Below are 15,306 nucleotides of genomic sequence, written 5' to 3' on the forward strand. Positions count from 1 at the left end.
CGACTCGGTAAGCGAGCCGGTACACCGTCAGTGCCGCTACGCGCTCAACCGCGCCGTCACTTCATTCAACTGCGACGACACGCTGTTCAGGTTGTGGCTGGCCGCCTCGGTGCGTTGCACGTTGTCCAGATTGGTACTGGCGATGCTGGTGATTTCCGTGAGGTTGCGCGAGATGTCCTCGGCAACCGACGTCTGTTCTTCGGCGGCGGTGGCGATCTGGCGGTTCATGTCGCGAATCGCTTCGACGGCTTGGGTGATCCGCTCCAGCATCGCGCCGGCTTCGGTCACTTGCTGCACGCTTTCCTCACTGCGTGACTGGCCGCTTTCAATCGCCTGCGCCGCGTCCACCGCGCCGGTTTGCACGGTCTGAATGATTTGGTTGATCTCGATGATCGACGCTGCCGTGCGCTGGGCCAGGCTGCGCACCTCATCGGCGACCACCGCAAAACCACGCCCGGCTTCACCGGCACGGGCCGCTTCAATGGCGGCGTTGAGCGCCAGCAGGTTGGTCTGTTCGGCGATGCCGCGAATCACTTCCAGCACCTTGCCGATGCGGCCGCTGTCGGTTTCCAGCTGACGAATGACCGTAGCGGTATTGGCGATTTCGCCACGCATTTGAGTGATGGTGCGGATGGTGCCCTGCATGACTTTTTCGCCCTGCTGCGCGGACTGGTCAGCGTCGTCGGCAGCCCGTGCGGCATCGGCGGCGTGACGGGCGACTTCTTGCGCGGTGGCGGACATTTCGTTCATTGCCGTGGCCACCTGATCGGTGCGGTTGAACTGCTCGTTGGTGCCGCCCGCCATGAGGCCGGCAATCGAATTCAGTTCACCGCTGGCACTGTCCAGATCCTTGGCGCTGCGCTGCAAATGGCTGAAGGTTTCGGCGAGGAAATCGCGCAGGGTGTTGGCCGCGACCGCCAGTTTGCCCAACTCGTCCTGGCGGGTGCTGGCCACACGCTCGGCAATTTTTCCCCGGCTGAGTTGCGCCACGTATTCGATCAGTTTGCGAATCGGTTCGACCAGGTTGCGGTTGACCAGCCACAGGCTCAACAGACCGATCAACAGGCCCGAGACGAGCATCACGATGATCCCCAGCAACACGGTGCGCTCAGCCTCGGCACTGATCTGCTTCGACTGTTCGCTGCCCTGCTTGCGCAACTCGGCGACCAGTTCGCTCATCTGGTCACTGGCCGCGCGGTCCACACCTTTCACCGCGGTGTCGCCAGCGGTGGGGTCGGCACCGGCGGCCACATAGGCATCACGACCCTTTTGATAGGCGGCCCCGAGCAGGCGGTGTTCGTCACGCAGGCGTTCGATGCGAGTCTTGAGCTGCGGTTCGATGCCCTTCTGCCCGGCCAGTTCGCCGAGGATGCTTTGCACATCGCGCTGACGGTCTTCGAATTGCTTCCAGTATTTGTCCAGGTCCGCCGGTTGCTTGCCACGCAGCAAGACGTTTTTCCATTCCTGGACCTGCACCTTGAATTGCAGGTTGGCTTCATCGATCAACTGGGAAGTGTGCAACGGGCCGTCGATCAGGTTCGCGTAGCGCTGAACGCCGCTGGAAAGGAAATGAAAGCACGCCAGGGCGATCAACAGCATCGCAAAGAGGCTGCCGCTCAACAGGGCGAGAATTTGCGCTCTCAAGGACTTTTGCAAAAGCATCGAAGGGTACTCATGACAGGAATTAGGCACGCCCCGGTAAGGCGTGAAAGGCGTCCGGACTTCCTTGTCTGCGACGTCGGCTGACGGCCGAAGGCGCGCAACTTAACCCAAGCGTAATCGGCGTGCCAGAGCGGTTCTTTAATCAAATCCGACCGTTGGCAGAGCCACTATTTCGCCTTCACCGCCCTGTCACAAAACCGTCAAAAATCCTTGCGATGATGCGGCTCAAGTGAACCTGTAAAACCAGCCGTAACGCGATCCTGTAGCCGCTGGCGAAGCCTGCGTTCGGCTGCGAAGCAGTCGTGTAATCAGGCAATGCGTTGTGTCAGCAAGCCCGAGTGCTCAGGTTTGACGACTGCTTCGCAGCCGAACGCAGGCTTCGCCAGCTGCTACATGGAGCGGCATACCCCTTGCGAGCACTCATGAACCACAGCATCGACCACAGCCATCGCGACACCGATCTGTTCGGCCTGCTCTACGGTTTCAGCTTTCGTCCCGGTGAACGAGGTCGGGAGATTGATTCGGCCAAGGCGCTGCACTACCTGCAACACCCCGAAGACGACGAGCAGTTTCTCTGGTTGCACTTGAACCTGGCCCACGCCGCGTGCGAGCGCTGGATGAAAAGCCATCTGGAGCTGCCGGAGGAGTTTTTCGAAGCCTTGCATGAAGGCTCCCGGTCGACCCGCATCGAGCATGTGGACTCGGCCTTGCTGGCGGTGGTCAACGATGTGGTGTTCAACCTCAGCAGCATGGTTTCCTCGGATGTCTCGACGCTGTGGGTGTGTGCCCGCAGCCGGCTGATCATCAGCGCGCGCCTGCAACCGCTGCACTCGGTGGATAAGTTGCGGTCCTCGGTGAAGGCCGGTGAATGTTTTCGCTCGCCGCTGGAACTGCTCGTGCATTTGCTGCGCGATCAAGGCGAAGTGCTGACGCAAATCGTGCGCAAGACCAGCCAGAGTGTCGATCAGATCGAAGATGAGTTGCTCTCTTCACGCCTGTCGACCAACCGCGCTGAACTGGGTGCCAACCGCCGGGTGCTGGTGCGTTTGCAACGTCTGCTGGCGCTGGAACCGGGTTCGCTGTTGCGCCTGCTCAATCGGCCGCCGCAATGGTTGCAGAAGGAGGACGTCAAGGAGCTGCGCAAGTCCACCGAAGAGTTCGCCCTGATCATCAACGACCTCACGGCGCTGGGTGAGCGGATCAAGCTGTTGCAGGAAGAAATCGCCGCCAACCTCAACGAACAGAGCAACCGCACCCTGTTTACCCTGACCGTGGTCACGGTGCTCGCGTTGCCGATCAACATCATTGCCGGTTTCTTTGGCATGAACGTCGGCGGAGTGCCGCTGTCGGGTGACCCCGAAGGGTTCTGGATTCTGGTGGCGCTGGTGGCGACATTTACCGTGATCGCCGGGCGTTGGGCCTTTCGCAAGCGCCAGGATTACTGAGCCCCCGCTACCCTGTAGCAGCTGGCGAAGCCGGCGTCCGGCTGCGCAGCAGTCGTAAAATCAGTCACTGCGGTCTTTCAGGTAAAACGTGTGCTCAGGATTTACGACTGCTGCGCAGCCGGACGCAGGCTTCGCCAGCTGCTACAGGGTAGCGCGGTGAATTCTGATTAACGGATACGCAAAAACCCCAAACCCTGACCTGAAGCAGTCTCCCTGTAACAATTAGCAACGACTATCACTGACACACCTCCCTCCTCAGGATTGTCAGTCATGGCTACTCCTTCCTACCCCACCGATGCCCAGGCTTCCGCCAGCAGCGGTAAACCCCAACTCGACAAAAAGCCCAGTGCGTTCACGCTGGTGATTTTTTTCGGCGTGTTGGCCATCGGGCTGCTGTTTACTGCCTACAGCCTGATGCGCGACATGAACGAACTCGGCACCGTGGTGACCACCTGGACCCCGTTTCTGCTGTTGGGTGTGGCGCTACTGATTGCCCTCGGCTTTGAATTCGTCAACGGTTTCCACGACACCGCCAACGCGGTGGCGACGGTGATTTACACCAACTCGATGCCGCCCAACTTCGCAGTGGCGTGGTCCGGGTTCTTCAACTTCCTCGGTGTGCTGCTGTCCAGCGGCGCGGTGGCGTTCGGCATCATTGCCTTGCTGCCGGTGGAGTTGATTCTGCAAGTCGGCTCTTCCGCCGGTTTCGCCATGATCTTCGCCCTGTTGATCGCCGCCATCCTGTGGAACCTCGGCACGTGGTGGCTGGGTTTACCGGCTTCGTCCTCGCACACGCTGATCGGTTCGATCATCGGCGTGGGCGTGGCCAATGCCCTGATGCACGGCCGTGACGGCACCAGCGGCGTGGACTGGGCCCAGGCGACCAAGATCGGTTACGCGTTGCTGCTTTCACCACTGGTCGGTTTTGGTTTCGCCGCGTTGCTGTTGCTGGCCCTGCGCGCGTTCGTCAAGAATCGCTCGCTGTACAAGGCCCCCAAAGGCAACACCCCGCCACCGTGGTGGATTCGCGGCATGTTGATCGTGACCTGCACCGGCGTCTCGTTTGCCCACGGCTCCAACGATGGCCAGAAAGGCATGGGCCTGATCATGTTGATTCTGGTCGGCACCTTGCCAATGGCCTACGCGCTGAACCGCGCCATGCCGGCCGACCAGGCGTTGCAGTTCGCGGCAGTGGCCGAGGTGACGCAGCAAGCGCTGGCCAAGGCCGCGCCGCAACCGGCCCCGGCCGATCCGCGCCTGGTGCTGTCCGACTACGTGCGCAGCAAGGAAGCCACGCCGCAACTGGTGCCGGCGCTCGCCGCCCTCACCGGCCGCATCGGCGCCGAGGTCAAGGGGTATGGCGCGCTGTCCAAAGTGCCGGCCGAGGCTGTGGGCAACGTGCGGAACGACATGTACCTGACCAGCGAAACCATTCGCCTGATGGACAAGAACAAGGTCGGCAACTTCGACGCCGACACCAGCAGCAAGCTGCAGCTGTTCAAGCAGCAGATCGACAACTCCACGCGGTTTATTCCGCTATGGGTCAAGATCGCCGTGGCGATTGCACTCGGGCTGGGCACCATGGTCGGCTGGAAACGCATTGTGGTGACGGTCGGCGAGAAGATCGGCAAAACCCACCTGACTTACGCCCAGGGCGCCTCGGCGGAAACCGTGGCTATGTTGACGATTGGCGCGGCGGATATGTTCGGTCTGCCGGTGTCGACCACCCATGTGTTGTCTTCTGGCGTCGCCGGGACCATGGTCGCCAACGGCGGAGGCTTGCAGATGAAGACCATCCGCAACCTGCTGATGGCCTGGGTACTGACCTTGCCGGCAGCGATCCTGTTGTCGGGCAGCCTGTACTGGTTGTTCACCCAACTGTTCTGATCGACAAACCCCTGTAGCAGCTGGCGCAGCCTGCGTCCGGCTGCGCAGCAGTCGTAAGTCCTGTGCATGCGGTATGTCTGATGGACCGCGCGTTATGGTTTTACGACTGCTGCGCAATCGGACGCAGGCTGCGCCAGCTGCTACAGGGGATTTTTTTGTCTGGGCGAAAGCATTTCGTCGCAAATTCAGGCGATTACGCTTTTATTGATCCACCACCCGCCGGTTTGCACTTCAGTTTGCTAACGTGTGGCCGACTCATAAGAGACTCGATGTATTCAGGAGTGGAATCGTGAATCTGTATATCAATCAGCTTCAGCAAAAAGCTGACTTCAAAGAAGCCATCTACGCTGGCGACATCTTCCTGAACACTCAGCTGCGCGCTGCCAAAGAGCTGTGTGCGTTTGCTCAGGAAAGCATCACCGCCGCGTTCGACGGCGAGACCAACCACCAGGCCCTGCACACGCTGATGCCGGTGGAAGAATTCGTAGTGCTGGTGACTCGCCTCAAGGGCCAGTTCACCAACAGCCAGCGCGCCAAGGATTTGATCCTGTCGTTCATCGACGAGATCGGCGTCTACCCGCGCGAGTACATTTTCGACGTGCCGCGCATTCGCGTGGTCCCGAACTATGACTACCTGCACGCCGGTGTCAGCTACGCCTACAAGCCGCATCGCGACACGTGGTACGGCAGCGTCGATTGCCAGATCAACACCTGGATGCCGGTGCACACCATTCGCCCCGACCAGACCATGATGATCAACGCCGGTTACTTCGATGTGCCGGTGAAGAACACCTCCAGCGAATGGAGCCTCAACGACTGGATCAACAACCAGCGGCACAAGGCCAAGGACAACCTCAAGGAGGAAGTCCGCGTGCACCCGGTACCACTGGAGGCAATCAACACGTCCTCTGAAGTGCGCATTGCCGGCAACACCGGTGAGATGCTGATTTTCTCCGGCTCGCACCTGCACGGCACAGTCGCCAACCACACCGAACAAACCCGCTTCAGCGTGGATTTCCGCCTGATGCACCTCGATGACCTCAAGCACAAGCGCGGCGCGATCAACGTCGACAGCGCCTGCCCTGACGTCGGCGCCGGTTTCAAAGACTATTTCCACGCCCACGACTTCTCGAATTTCCAAGGAATCCAGCAATGACCAAGCGTCGCATCACGCCTGCAGAGGCCCAGTACAACGAAACCCGTGCCAACGTTCTGAAGCGCGTTGATGCCGAGTACGTGGCCGACGCGCCGTTCGTGTTCGCCAACCGCATCGGCGTAACCGCTGCACTGTCGCGCATGGAACTGTTCAAGAAAGTGGCTGAAGTACCGGGCGCGATCATCGAGTGCGGCGTGTACAAGGGCAACTCGCTGATGCTGTACATGCACTTGTCGATGATTCTGGAACCGTACGCGATCAACCGTTCGATCGTAGGCTTCGACACCTTCGAAGGCTTCCAGAGCATCGACAAGAAAGAAGACCCGGCCGACGTCAACGAGACCATGTTCTCCGACACCGACCAGTCGCTGATCCAGGACATGATCGACGCCAACGACCTGCTGCGCCCGGTCAACCGCATCCCGCGTTGCGAGCTGGTCAAGGGCGACATCGTCAAGACCGTGCCTGAGTGGGTCAAGACCCGTCCGGACCTGGTCGTGGCCATGCTGATCCTCGACACCGACCTGTACGAATCGACCAAAGTCGCGCTGGAAACCTTCCTGCCGTACATGCCTAAAGGCGCCATCGTGGTTCTGGACGAAGTCGCTTACCGCAACTTCCCGGGCGAAACCAAGGCCCTGCGCGAAGTGCTGGACCTGAACAAAATCGAACTCAAGCGTCTGCCGTTTGATTCGTGCGTGGGTTACTTCCACGTCTAACGCATAACCGTACAGCTGATACAAAACCTGTGGGAGCGAGCTTGCTCGCGATGAGGCCGGCACATTCAACATCATCGTTGACTGTCAGGTCGCCATCGCGGGCAAGCCCGCTCCCACATTTGTTATGTGTTGCAGCCCCTGTCTCAGCTGGCTTTTTGCAACGTCGCCCGACCCACCATCACCCGCTCCCGCACCACGTCATACACCCAGTGGTAAATGTAGGTGTACGGCAGGAAAAACAGCAGCACGCCGATATCGAGCAAGAACGCCTCCCACAGGCTGGTCTTCAGCCACCAGGCAATCAGCGGCACACCGAAGGCGACCAGTCCGCCTTCAAACAGCAGCGCATGGACCACCCGGACCCATGTCGTGCGTACCACGTTGTAGTGGTTGAGAACACGGTCAAACATCCCGTTGAACACCACGTTCCAGGCCAGGGCCAGCGCCGCGATGAGCATGGTGACCATGCCCATGTCGAGCAACGGTTTGTTCATGATCCAGGCCAGCAACGGGGTACAGATCAGGATGGCCAGCAGTTCGAAACCAATGGCCTGGAAAACACGCTCTGTGATGGATTTGTTGGGGCTCATGGCCTGACTCCTCTGAGTGACTGTGGTTGCCATGATCCGGCATCAAGCCGATACTTCATAACCAATAACCATCGATCAAGGCGATAGTTCATGGCCTCTCATGAAGTGTTGCTCGCCTTTGTCCAGGCGGCGACCCAAGGCTCGTTTTCCGCAGCGGCGCGCAAACTGGGGCGCAGCCAGTCGACCATCAGCGCAGCAGTGGCCAGCCTGGAAATCGATTTGAACCTGGTTCTCTTCGACCGCAGCAGCCGCAAACCCAGCCTGACCCCGGCCGGGCACGTGATGCTGCAACGCGCCGAGGAGATCCTGGCTGCTACCAGCCGGCTGGAAATGACGGCCAGCCAATTGTCTGAAGGCATTGAGGCAAAACTGACCGTGGCGATTTCCGACACTTATCAATCCGACCGGTTCGAAGCGGTGCTCAGTGCGTTCGAGCAACGCTATCCGGACCTGGAGCTCGAATGCCTGATTGCCGAATGCGATGACCTGATAGCGCTGGTGCAACGGGGACGGGCGCACGTGGCGTTCGCGGAAATGAAGGACAGCTACCCTCCGAGCCTGGTCAGCTCTACCGTCGAAGAGCGCACGGAAATCGCACTGTTCGTCTCCCCTGCGCATCCCTTGGCGGCGCTCGATCATATCGACCAGCATGTATTGCAACAGCACCGGGAGCTGCGCCTGGCCACCATCGTCAATCCGTATGAAAGCCGGGCGAAAGGTCGCGTCTGGTCGGCGCCGAGTTACTTGATGCTGTTGGAAATGGCCCAGGGAGGATTTGGCTGGGCGTCGTTGCCGCGGTGGCTGGTGGAGCGTTATGGCCAGGGTTCGTTGCAGGAACTTCAGGTGCGCGGCTGGCCGAAACCGGTGTTTGTCGATGCGTTGTGGTCACGCCAATATCCGCCGGGGCCAGCGGGGAGTTGGTTGTTGAGCAAGATGCTGGAGTGAAGGTCCTTTGGCCCTTATCGCGGGCAAGCCATGCTCCTACAGGTTAAACGCAAACCCCGTAGGAGCATGGCTGCCCGCGATGAGGCCCGACACATCACATCACCCCAACGCCTTTATGCGCGCTTCCAGAAACCGCCGCTCCGGCACCTGCTGCGTCAGTTCCAGCGCCCGCCCATACGCGGCCCGCGCCTCCTCCACCCGTCCCAACTGCCGATAAAACTGCGCCCGCGCCGAATGCGCCAGGTGGTAATCCAGCAATTCGCCGCGATCCAGAATCGCCTCCACCAACGTCAGCCCCGCCAACGGTCCATCGCGCTGGGAGATCGCCGCTGCCCGGTTCAACTCGATCACCGGCGATGGCACCATCCGCAACAGCAAGTCATACAGACCGACAATCTGCGGCCAGTCCGTGGCTTGCGGCGCTGACGCCTCGGCATGCACCGCCGCAATGGCCGCTTGCAGGCAATACGGCCCAAAGCGCTGCAGGGTCAGCGCCCGTTCCACCAGGGCGCAACCCTCGGCGATCATCCCCGCATCCCACAATGAACGGTCCTGCTCATCCAGCACGATCAACTCGCCGCTTGCCGAAGTCCTGGCCAGGCGCCGTGACTCATGCAGCAACATCAGCGCCAGCAACCCCATGACCTCCGGCTCGGGCAGCAACTCCAGCAGCAAACGCCCCAGCCGAATGGCCTCGCGCGTCAGGTCTTCGCGCGTCACTTCAGCACCGATGGAGGCCGAGTAACCTTCGTTGAACACCAGGTAAATCACCCGCAACACGCTGTCGAGGCGCTCGGGCAATTCCTTCAGCGTCGGCACTTGATAAGGGATTTTCGCATCGCGGATTTTCGCTTTCGCCCGCACGATGCGCTGAGCGATGGTGGCGGGCGCCGAGAGAAACGCCCGGGCGATTTCCTCTGTGGACAGGTCGCAGACTTCGCGCAAGGTCAACGGCACTTGAGCATCTGCGGCCAGTGCCGGGTGACAACAGGTGAAGATCAGCCGCAGGCGATCATCTTCCACGTCTTCGGCACTCCAGTCGGCCTGTTCCAGCGCCTCCAGTTGAGCGATCAGCAGCGGTTGCGCCGCGACAAACCGCGCACGCCGACGTAACGCATCGATGGCCTTGAAGCGCCCGGTGGACACCAGCCAAGCGCGCGGATTGTCCGGCACGCCATCACGCTGCCAGCGCTCCACCGCCACGAAAAAGGCCTCGTGCAGGGCCTCTTCAGCGAGATCGAAATCGCCGAGCAATCGGATCAGCGTCGCCAGGATCCGCCGCGACTCTTCGCGGTAAACCAGCTCGACCCGAGCCGGCACCGACTCGCCCGGCATCAAGGATTCAACTGGCGAACGGGGCGCACCTCAACACAACCGACACGGGCCGCCGGGATGTCCCCGGCGACCTGGATCGCTTCATTGAGGTCCTTGGCATCGATCAGGTAGAAGCCGGCCAACTGCTCCTTGGTTTCGGCGAACGGACCGTCGGTGATCGACATCTTGCCGTTACGCATGCGCACAGTGGTCGCGGTCTGCACCGACTCCAGCGCTTCGGCCGCCACCATGCGGCCACTACCCTGAATCGACTCGGCGTAGGCCATGCACTCGGCGTCCTTGGGACTGTCAGGCAATGAGTGCAACGCCTGTTCGTTGCTGTACACCAAGCATAGGTACTTCATGTGACTCTCCTGAATCGAACGGATCAACTATGGCTGCAGATTGACGCCTTGGCGAAATTCCCGACGATCAGGGCTCCAGATTGAAGAGCGTGGTGCCGCTGACCATGTCGAACGGGGCCGACCAATGTTCGTGGACAATCCGCCATTGCCCGCCGTCGCGGCGATAGCAGGCGGTCACGCGCATCCAGCAGGCCTGGGTCTCGCCCTTGTCGTTGGTGCCACCGCAATGGGCCAGCCAATGGGCGAAGGCCACATGCTCGTCCGCCACAATGTTCATCTGGTCGAAGTCAAACGTGTGCTGGCCCTGGCACATTTCCATGCACTCCAGCCAATGCGCGCGGTACGCGGCCTTGCCCCGGAACTGCAAGGCCTTGACTGCGTCGTAGGAGACGATGTCGTCGGCATACAGGGCCATGATTTTATCGACGTTTTTAGAAATGACTGCCTGACGATAGGTGTCGATCAGGGTCTGGATTTCATTGGTAGCGCTCATGGTGGTTCTCCGTGTTTTTGTTGTGAAGACACCCTTAGTCGTTCGGCCAAACGGCAAATCGACAACCAAATAAAAATAATCCATCTGCGCAAACTCGCTAAAATCCAAGACCCATTCGTGTTGGAAAAAGGACACTCCAGTGACAGCCCGACTCGTGCCTTACGACAGCCTGAACGCACTCCAGCGCCAGCAGGTCGAGGCCATCGAAGTTCTTCAGGAACAAATCAAATTTTCCGGCGACATTCACGGTGCATTGCACACCTTGCTGTCCAGACCGGGCCCGGGCGTCAAAGGGTTTGCGCTACTGGTCGAAGACGTTCCGGTCGCCTTCCTGCTGCTCAAGCGCCCGCCCGTACTGCCGGCCTGGGCCGATGAACACAGCGCCACCTTGCATGCGCTGCAAGTGGATCAACACGCTCAAGGCAAAGGCTACGGCAAGGCCTGCCTGCAAGCGCTGCCGGACGTGGCGCGCCAGGCGTTTCCGGAAATAAAGGGGCTGGAGTTGTCGGTGGATGCGGACAACCAGGCGGCCATCGCGCTCTACGCAAAATTCGGCTGGGTCGACAGTGGTGAAGCGTACAAGGGCCGGATCGGGTATGAACGGCGGATGGGGTTGGTTTTTTAACCGACGGGGGGGCGATTCAAAAGGGTTGCCTCGTGGCAACCCTTTGGATGAAGTCTTCTGTCAGAGCAGTAAACAGTAGTCGAGCAGTTGTTTTTCGACACTTTGGCGTTGGCCGATCACCAGAGCGACCACCACAAGTTTTTCGCTCGGATATACCTCATACAGAACCCGCTGCCCCAAAGGCAGATACTCTCGAAATAGAGTTACACCCAGAGACGCCGCTTCCTGACAAACACCATAGACATGAGCCTGGCTAGCCAGTGCCGTAACGATCTGCATGACCAATTGATCAACCAGCTCTGCCGCTTTTTTGCGACCGCATTGTTGTGTCAGGTAGTGCTCAAGTGAAACGACTCCGTGCTCCGCAGCAGTCGCGAACTCTACCCTGTAGGTTTCAGGCATCGGTATCGCCTTGCTCTGATTGACGTCGCTGAGCCAGTCTGGCCAAAAGTGTGTCACCAGAAATCAACTTGCCCTGCTCCTTGTCGCGGGAGGCAAACGAGAGAAGCTTGATCAGCGCAATGGCTTCGTCACGACGCTTACGCTCCTCATACGACTCAATCACATAAGCCGGCACACCATTTTGCGTGACGAGCATAGGCTCAGAGAGATCCAGTGCCGCGGCGTTCTTTTTTACAAAACTGATGGTTTCAACTCGCATTACTCATTCCTCTACCGCCATCCAATCAGGCTGGCCAATGCAACACGGTCTGAATTTAGGCTATAAAAAAACTTATCTCAAGCAATCATTTGCGACCTCAAAGCTCCAACACCATCTCATGCCACGCCATCCCGCCATGGTCAGAGGCCGACGGCTTGATGTAGGCAAAGCCAAACCCGGCGTACAGCGGGATATGCCGCTCCTTGCACATCAGGTGGATGTGGGTCTTGCCCAACGCACGCATCCGCTCGATGAACTCGCCCATCAACCGCTTCGCCAACCCCAGCCCCTGATAATCCGGGTGTACCACCACCGACATGATCACGACTTGCGGACCGGCCGGGTCGTGGCCGATCAGTTCCTTGAACGCTTCGTCCGACATTTCCACCTGAAACGCCGCACCGGAGTTGATGAAACCGGCTACAACGCCGTCGACTTCGGCCACGATGAAACCTTCGGGCCAGGTGGCGATGCGGGTGGCGATTTTTTCCCGGGTGGCGGCTTCATCGCCTTCGTAGGCAACGGTTTCAATGGCGTAGCAGCGGTCCAGATCAGTGGCGGTGACGTTGCGGATGACGGTGTTCATGGCAGCTCGGAATCAGCGTGGGAAAGGCTGGGGATCATAAATCAGCACCCGCGCGACAGCGAGAGACGATTCTACTAATCAGTCTCTCGCCGTCTTGTTTACGCTTTGATCGGCAACCAGATTTCCAGCTTGCCGGTGTTGAGCTTGGGGTTGAAGTCTTCGCTGTAGCGCTCGAACTCCGGGGCAGCCAACAGCTCGCGTCCAGACTTAGGCAGCCACGTGCCATGGATGTACTGGAAGGTTTGCGGCAAGGCGGTGAGCGGCCCCTTGTGTTCGAACACGACATATTGCTGGGGCTGCACCTCTACCCAGCGGTATGTGTCCGGTAAGTCATCGAGCTTGCTGATCTCGACCCCGGCGATGTAATCGAAACCGCCCTGACCGTCGAAATTGCAGCAGACGCCGTAAGTCACTTCGCCTTTTTGCCCGGGAACATTGCCGATGTGCGGAATGAATTTGTCCCAGAGCGCGGGAATGTCAGCAGTAGTCTGTTGAGTAAATTTTCCGCCAAGCCCTGCGATCAGCAGGAAGTGTCCGTGTTCGAAGCGTGGTTCCGTTACTTCGGCGCTTGTTTGCTCATCCATGATTCATCTCCTGAGCTTAAAAAAGGGTTCGGCTGGGAGTATAGAAGCCAAACCCGATTCGCCCAGTTACAGGGCGTGCAACTGTTCGACGGCGCCCGCCCCCACAAACTCGTTGTAGCCCGATAGAATCACGTAGACCGCGAAATAGCAGAAGATCGCCGCCGATGCCATGTACGAGTAGCGCAGCAATTTGTCGCCCAGCAACTTGCCGCCGTGGCTGGCAGCGAAGCACAGGCCGGCGCTCCAGAGCAGTCCGGCGCAAAGAAAACCGCCGAGAAACAGCGCCGAACTGAGGGCGCCACCGCCGCCGGAACGGGCAATCAGCGTGCCGCCGACTGCCGCGAACCACAGAATGGCGCTGGGCGAGGACATGGCGAGGAAGATCCCACGGAAAAACTCTTTGCGATGGGAGTTCTGCCCCACCTCTTCGGCCTGGGTCAAGGCCGCTTCGTGGTGTATCGCCGAATAGATCATCTTCGCCGCGAAATAGATCAGCAACGCCGAACCGCCGATCCACAATACCCAACGCACGGTTTCGTATTGCAGCAAAACGGTCATGCCCGCCAACGCCAGCACCGCGTAGATCAGGTCGCCGACACAGGTCCCCAACCCCAGCGCAAAGCCCTGGAAATAGCCGCGCTGCATGGCCAATGTGATCATCGCGATATTGGCCACGCCGATATCCAGGCACAGCGAAAGGCTCAGCAAGAAGCCGCTGGTGAATTCCATCAACCGATTTCCTTCGGACAAATTTGTTTACACAGTGGCTGGACAGTGTGCCACATCAGCCCTTATCTTCCGCAACAGGCCACCGCAGTGGCCAGCGTCGCTCGGACGGTTCCGGGCGCTTACGTTATTCGAGGCAACAATGGCCGAACAAGGTTCGCCGCGCCGCTTTGCGCGCATCGATCGACTCCCCCCTTACGTGTTCAACATCACTGCCGAGCTGAAGATGGCCGCCCGTCGTCGTGGCGAAGACATCATTGACTTGAGCATGGGCAACCCTGACGGCCCGACTCCGCCGCACATTGTCGAAAAACTCGTGCAGGTCGCCCAGCGCGAAGACACCCACGGCTACTCGACGTCCAAGGGCATTCCGCGTCTGCGCCGGGCGATTTCCAACTGGTACAAGGATCGCTACGAGGTCGACATCGACCCGGAAAGCGAAGCCATCGTCACCATCGGTTCCAAGGAAGGCCTGGCGCACTTGATGCTGGCCACCCTCGATCAGGGCGACACCGTGCTGGTGCCCAACCCCAGCTACCCGATCCACATCTACGGTGCCGTGATTGCCGGCGCCCAGGTGCGTTCGGTGCCATTGATTCCGGGCGTGGACTTCTTCGCCGAACTGGAACGGGCGATTCGCGGCTCGATCCCGAAACCGAAAATGATGATCCTCGGCTTCCCGTCCAACCCTACTGCTCAATGTGTGGAGCTGGATTTCTTTGAGCGCGTAATCGCCCTCGCCAAGCAGTACGACGTTTTGGTGGTGCACGACCTGGCTTACGCCGACATCGTCTACGACGGCTGGAAAGCCCCCTCGATCATGCAAGTGCCGGGCGCCAAGGACATTGCGGTGGAGTTTTTCACCCTGTCCAAGAGCTACAACATGGCGGGTTGGCGGATCGGTTTCATGGTCGGCAATCCGGAACTGGTCAACGCCTTGGCGCGGATCAAGAGTTACCACGACTACGGCACGTTCACTCCGCTGCAAGTCGCGGCCATTGCGGCGCTGGAAGGCGACCAGCAATGCGTCAAGGACATCGCCGAGCAGTATCGGCAGCGGCGTAACGTGCTGGTCAAAGGCCTGCATGAACTGGGCTGGATGGTCGAGAACCCGAAGGCGTCGATGTACGTCTGGGCCAAGATTCCCGAGGCGTATGCGCACCTCGGCTCGCTGGAATTCGCCAAGAAACTGCTGGCCGAGGCCAAGGTCTGCGTTTCGCCAGGCGTGGGGTTTGGTGAGTATGGGGACGACCATGTGCGCTTCGCGCTGATCGAAAACCAGGACCGGATTCGTCAGGCGGTGCGCGGGATTCGCGGGATGTTCAGGGCGGATGGGCTGGCACCGAAAACCAACGCCTGACCCATGATCGTTCCCACGCTCCAGCGTGGGAATGAATCCGGTGACGCTCTGCGTCACAGTGGACGCGGAGCGTCCATGGTGGCATTCCCACGCAGAGCGTGGGAACGATCATTATTGTGTTCAGCCTTGAAATCGATCACCCACAAAAAAACCGCATCGCTGCGGTTTTTTTGTGTCTGCTAATCGAC

17 protein-coding genes are annotated in these 15,306 nt (G+C 59.6%); 7 read left to right on the forward strand and 10 right to left on the reverse strand.

Annotated features, from left to right (window positions below; genetic code table 11):
- Positions 1-36: 36 nt before the first annotated feature.
- Entirely contained in the window at positions 37-1,662 is a 1,626-nt protein-coding gene (locus tag LOY55_RS23445) for a methyl-accepting chemotaxis protein (protein WP_046031985.1), read from the reverse strand.
- 422 nt (positions 1,663-2,084) lie between these two features.
- Between LOY55_RS23445 and LOY55_RS23450 the strand changes: the two genes are divergently transcribed.
- The 4 genes from LOY55_RS23450 to LOY55_RS23465 all read left to right on the forward strand — a co-directional run bounded on the left by LOY55_RS23450 (position 2,085) and on the right by LOY55_RS23465 (position 6,869).
- Positions 2,085-3,107: a transporter gene (locus tag LOY55_RS23450; protein WP_077431402.1), complete on the forward strand. Its 1,023-nt coding sequence runs from the start codon at positions 2,085-2,087 to the stop codon at positions 3,105-3,107.
- Between the two features lie 270 nt (positions 3,108-3,377).
- Positions 3,378-4,994 (forward strand): inorganic phosphate transporter, encoded by a 1,617-nt coding sequence (locus tag LOY55_RS23455; protein ID WP_046031987.1) that lies wholly within the window; start codon positions 3,378-3,380, stop codon positions 4,992-4,994.
- 289 nt (positions 4,995-5,283) lie between these two features.
- Positions 5,284-6,150, forward strand: coding sequence for a hypothetical protein (locus LOY55_RS23460; RefSeq protein ID WP_258666935.1), 867 nt, complete (start codon positions 5,284-5,286; stop codon positions 6,148-6,150).
- Positions 6,147-6,869, forward strand: coding sequence for a TylF/MycF/NovP-related O-methyltransferase (locus LOY55_RS23465; RefSeq protein WP_046031989.1), 723 nt, complete (start codon positions 6,147-6,149; stop codon positions 6,867-6,869). Before LOY55_RS23460 ends, LOY55_RS23465 begins: the two co-directional genes overlap by 4 nt.
- Before the next feature lie 143 nt (positions 6,870-7,012).
- Here the strand turns inward: LOY55_RS23465 and LOY55_RS23470 are convergent, their stop codons facing one another.
- Entirely contained in the window at positions 7,013-7,459 is a 447-nt protein-coding gene (locus LOY55_RS23470; RefSeq protein ID WP_223525658.1) for a multidrug/biocide efflux PACE transporter, read from the reverse strand.
- A 90-nt stretch (positions 7,460-7,549) separates the two neighbouring features.
- On the opposite strand from LOY55_RS23470, the gene LOY55_RS23475 reads away from it, so the two are divergent.
- Positions 7,550-8,404 carry a LysR family transcriptional regulator gene (locus LOY55_RS23475; protein WP_046031991.1) on the forward strand — a complete coding sequence of 285 codons (855 nt, stop codon included), beginning with the start codon at positions 7,550-7,552 and terminating at the stop codon, positions 8,402-8,404.
- A gap of 99 nt (positions 8,405-8,503) precedes the next feature.
- On the opposite strand, the gene LOY55_RS23480 is transcribed toward LOY55_RS23475, so the two are convergent.
- The 3 genes from LOY55_RS23480 to LOY55_RS23490 all read right to left on the reverse strand — a co-directional run bounded on the left by LOY55_RS23480 (position 8,504) and on the right by LOY55_RS23490 (position 10,576).
- Positions 8,504-9,739, reverse strand: a complete 1,236-nt coding sequence (locus LOY55_RS23480; RefSeq protein ID WP_258666937.1) for an RNA polymerase sigma factor — start codon at positions 9,737-9,739, stop codon at positions 8,504-8,506.
- Positions 9,739-10,083 carry a YciI family protein gene (locus LOY55_RS23485; RefSeq protein WP_046031993.1) on the reverse strand — a complete coding sequence of 115 codons (345 nt, stop codon included), beginning with the start codon at positions 10,081-10,083 and terminating at the stop codon, positions 9,739-9,741. Before LOY55_RS23485 ends, LOY55_RS23480 begins: the two co-directional genes overlap by 1 nt.
- 67 nt (positions 10,084-10,150) lie before the next feature.
- The gene (locus tag LOY55_RS23490) at positions 10,151-10,576 is read right to left on the reverse strand and encodes a nuclear transport factor 2 family protein (RefSeq protein ID WP_258666938.1); all 426 of its coding nucleotides are present in this window, start codon (positions 10,574-10,576) and stop codon (positions 10,151-10,153) included.
- A 139-nt stretch (positions 10,577-10,715) separates the two neighbouring features.
- Here LOY55_RS23490 and LOY55_RS23495 point away from each other — a divergent pair, with 139 nt between their 5' ends.
- A complete protein-coding gene (locus LOY55_RS23495) occupies positions 10,716-11,201 on the forward strand; it encodes a GNAT family N-acetyltransferase (protein WP_109785107.1) in 486 nt (161 codons plus the stop codon).
- A gap of 60 nt (positions 11,202-11,261) precedes the next feature.
- On the opposite strand, the gene LOY55_RS23500 is transcribed toward LOY55_RS23495, so the two are convergent.
- The 5 genes from LOY55_RS23500 to LOY55_RS23520 all read right to left on the reverse strand — a co-directional run bounded on the left by LOY55_RS23500 (position 11,262) and on the right by LOY55_RS23520 (position 13,761).
- Positions 11,262-11,603 (reverse strand): hypothetical protein, encoded by a 342-nt coding sequence (locus LOY55_RS23500; RefSeq protein WP_046031996.1) that lies wholly within the window; start codon positions 11,601-11,603, stop codon positions 11,262-11,264.
- The gene (locus LOY55_RS23505; protein WP_046031997.1) at positions 11,596-11,862 is read right to left on the reverse strand and encodes a prevent-host-death protein; all 267 of its coding nucleotides are present in this window, start codon (positions 11,860-11,862) and stop codon (positions 11,596-11,598) included. The genes LOY55_RS23500 and LOY55_RS23505 overlap by 8 nt, the downstream gene beginning before the upstream one ends.
- Before the next feature lie 97 nt (positions 11,863-11,959).
- Positions 11,960-12,448 (reverse strand): GNAT family N-acetyltransferase, encoded by a 489-nt coding sequence (locus LOY55_RS23510; RefSeq protein ID WP_109785106.1) that lies wholly within the window; start codon positions 12,446-12,448, stop codon positions 11,960-11,962.
- Positions 12,449-12,546: 98 nt separating this feature from the next.
- Positions 12,547-13,032 carry a GyrI-like domain-containing protein gene (locus LOY55_RS23515; protein WP_046031999.1) on the reverse strand — a complete coding sequence of 162 codons (486 nt, stop codon included), beginning with the start codon at positions 13,030-13,032 and terminating at the stop codon, positions 12,547-12,549.
- A 66-nt stretch (positions 13,033-13,098) separates the two neighbouring features.
- The gene (locus LOY55_RS23520; RefSeq protein WP_223525661.1) at positions 13,099-13,761 is read right to left on the reverse strand and encodes a LysE family translocator; all 663 of its coding nucleotides are present in this window, start codon (positions 13,759-13,761) and stop codon (positions 13,099-13,101) included.
- Between the two features lie 139 nt (positions 13,762-13,900).
- Here LOY55_RS23520 and alaC point away from each other — a divergent pair, with 139 nt between their 5' ends.
- Positions 13,901-15,118, forward strand: coding sequence for an alanine transaminase (gene alaC, locus LOY55_RS23525; protein WP_109785104.1), 1,218 nt, complete (start codon positions 13,901-13,903; stop codon positions 15,116-15,118).
- The last annotated feature ends 188 nt before the right edge of the window (positions 15,119-15,306 follow it).

This window comes from Pseudomonas sp. B21-040, assembly GCF_024748695.1.
GTDB lineage: Bacteria > Pseudomonadota > Gammaproteobacteria > Pseudomonadales > Pseudomonadaceae > Aquipseudomonas.

Coding starts and splice junctions, on each gene's coding strand:
- LOY55_RS23455 (WP_046031987.1), top strand. CDS start 3,378: ATGGCTACTCCTTCCTACCCCACCGATGCCCAGGCTTCCGCCAGCAGC.
- LOY55_RS23515 (WP_046031999.1), bottom strand. CDS start 13,032: ATGGATGAGCAAACAAGCGCCGAAGTAACGGAACCACGCTTCGAACAC.
- LOY55_RS23510 (WP_109785106.1), bottom strand. CDS start 12,448: ATGAACACCGTCATCCGCAACGTCACCGCCACTGATCTGGACCGCTGC.
- LOY55_RS23470 (WP_223525658.1), bottom strand. CDS start 7,459: ATGAGCCCCAACAAATCCATCACAGAGCGTGTTTTCCAGGCCATTGGT.
- LOY55_RS23490 (WP_258666938.1), bottom strand. CDS start 10,576: ATGAGCGCTACCAATGAAATCCAGACCCTGATCGACACCTATCGTCAG.
- LOY55_RS23465 (WP_046031989.1), top strand. CDS start 6,147: ATGACCAAGCGTCGCATCACGCCTGCAGAGGCCCAGTACAACGAAACC.
- LOY55_RS23505 (WP_046031997.1), bottom strand. CDS start 11,862: ATGCGAGTTGAAACCATCAGTTTTGTAAAAAAGAACGCCGCGGCACTG.
- LOY55_RS23520 (WP_223525661.1), bottom strand. CDS start 13,761: ATGGAATTCACCAGCGGCTTCTTGCTGAGCCTTTCGCTGTGCCTGGAT.
- LOY55_RS23475 (WP_046031991.1), top strand. CDS start 7,550: ATGGCCTCTCATGAAGTGTTGCTCGCCTTTGTCCAGGCGGCGACCCAA.
- LOY55_RS23485 (WP_046031993.1), bottom strand. CDS start 10,083: ATGAAGTACCTATGCTTGGTGTACAGCAACGAACAGGCGTTGCACTCA.
- LOY55_RS23450 (WP_077431402.1), top strand. CDS start 2,085: ATGAACCACAGCATCGACCACAGCCATCGCGACACCGATCTGTTCGGC.
- LOY55_RS23500 (WP_046031996.1), bottom strand. CDS start 11,603: ATGCCTGAAACCTACAGGGTAGAGTTCGCGACTGCTGCGGAGCACGGA.
- LOY55_RS23480 (WP_258666937.1), bottom strand. CDS start 9,739: ATGCCGGGCGAGTCGGTGCCGGCTCGGGTCGAGCTGGTTTACCGCGAA.
- LOY55_RS23445 (WP_046031985.1), bottom strand. CDS start 1,662: ATGCTTTTGCAAAAGTCCTTGAGAGCGCAAATTCTCGCCCTGTTGAGC.
- alaC (WP_109785104.1), top strand. CDS start 13,901: ATGGCCGAACAAGGTTCGCCGCGCCGCTTTGCGCGCATCGATCGACTC.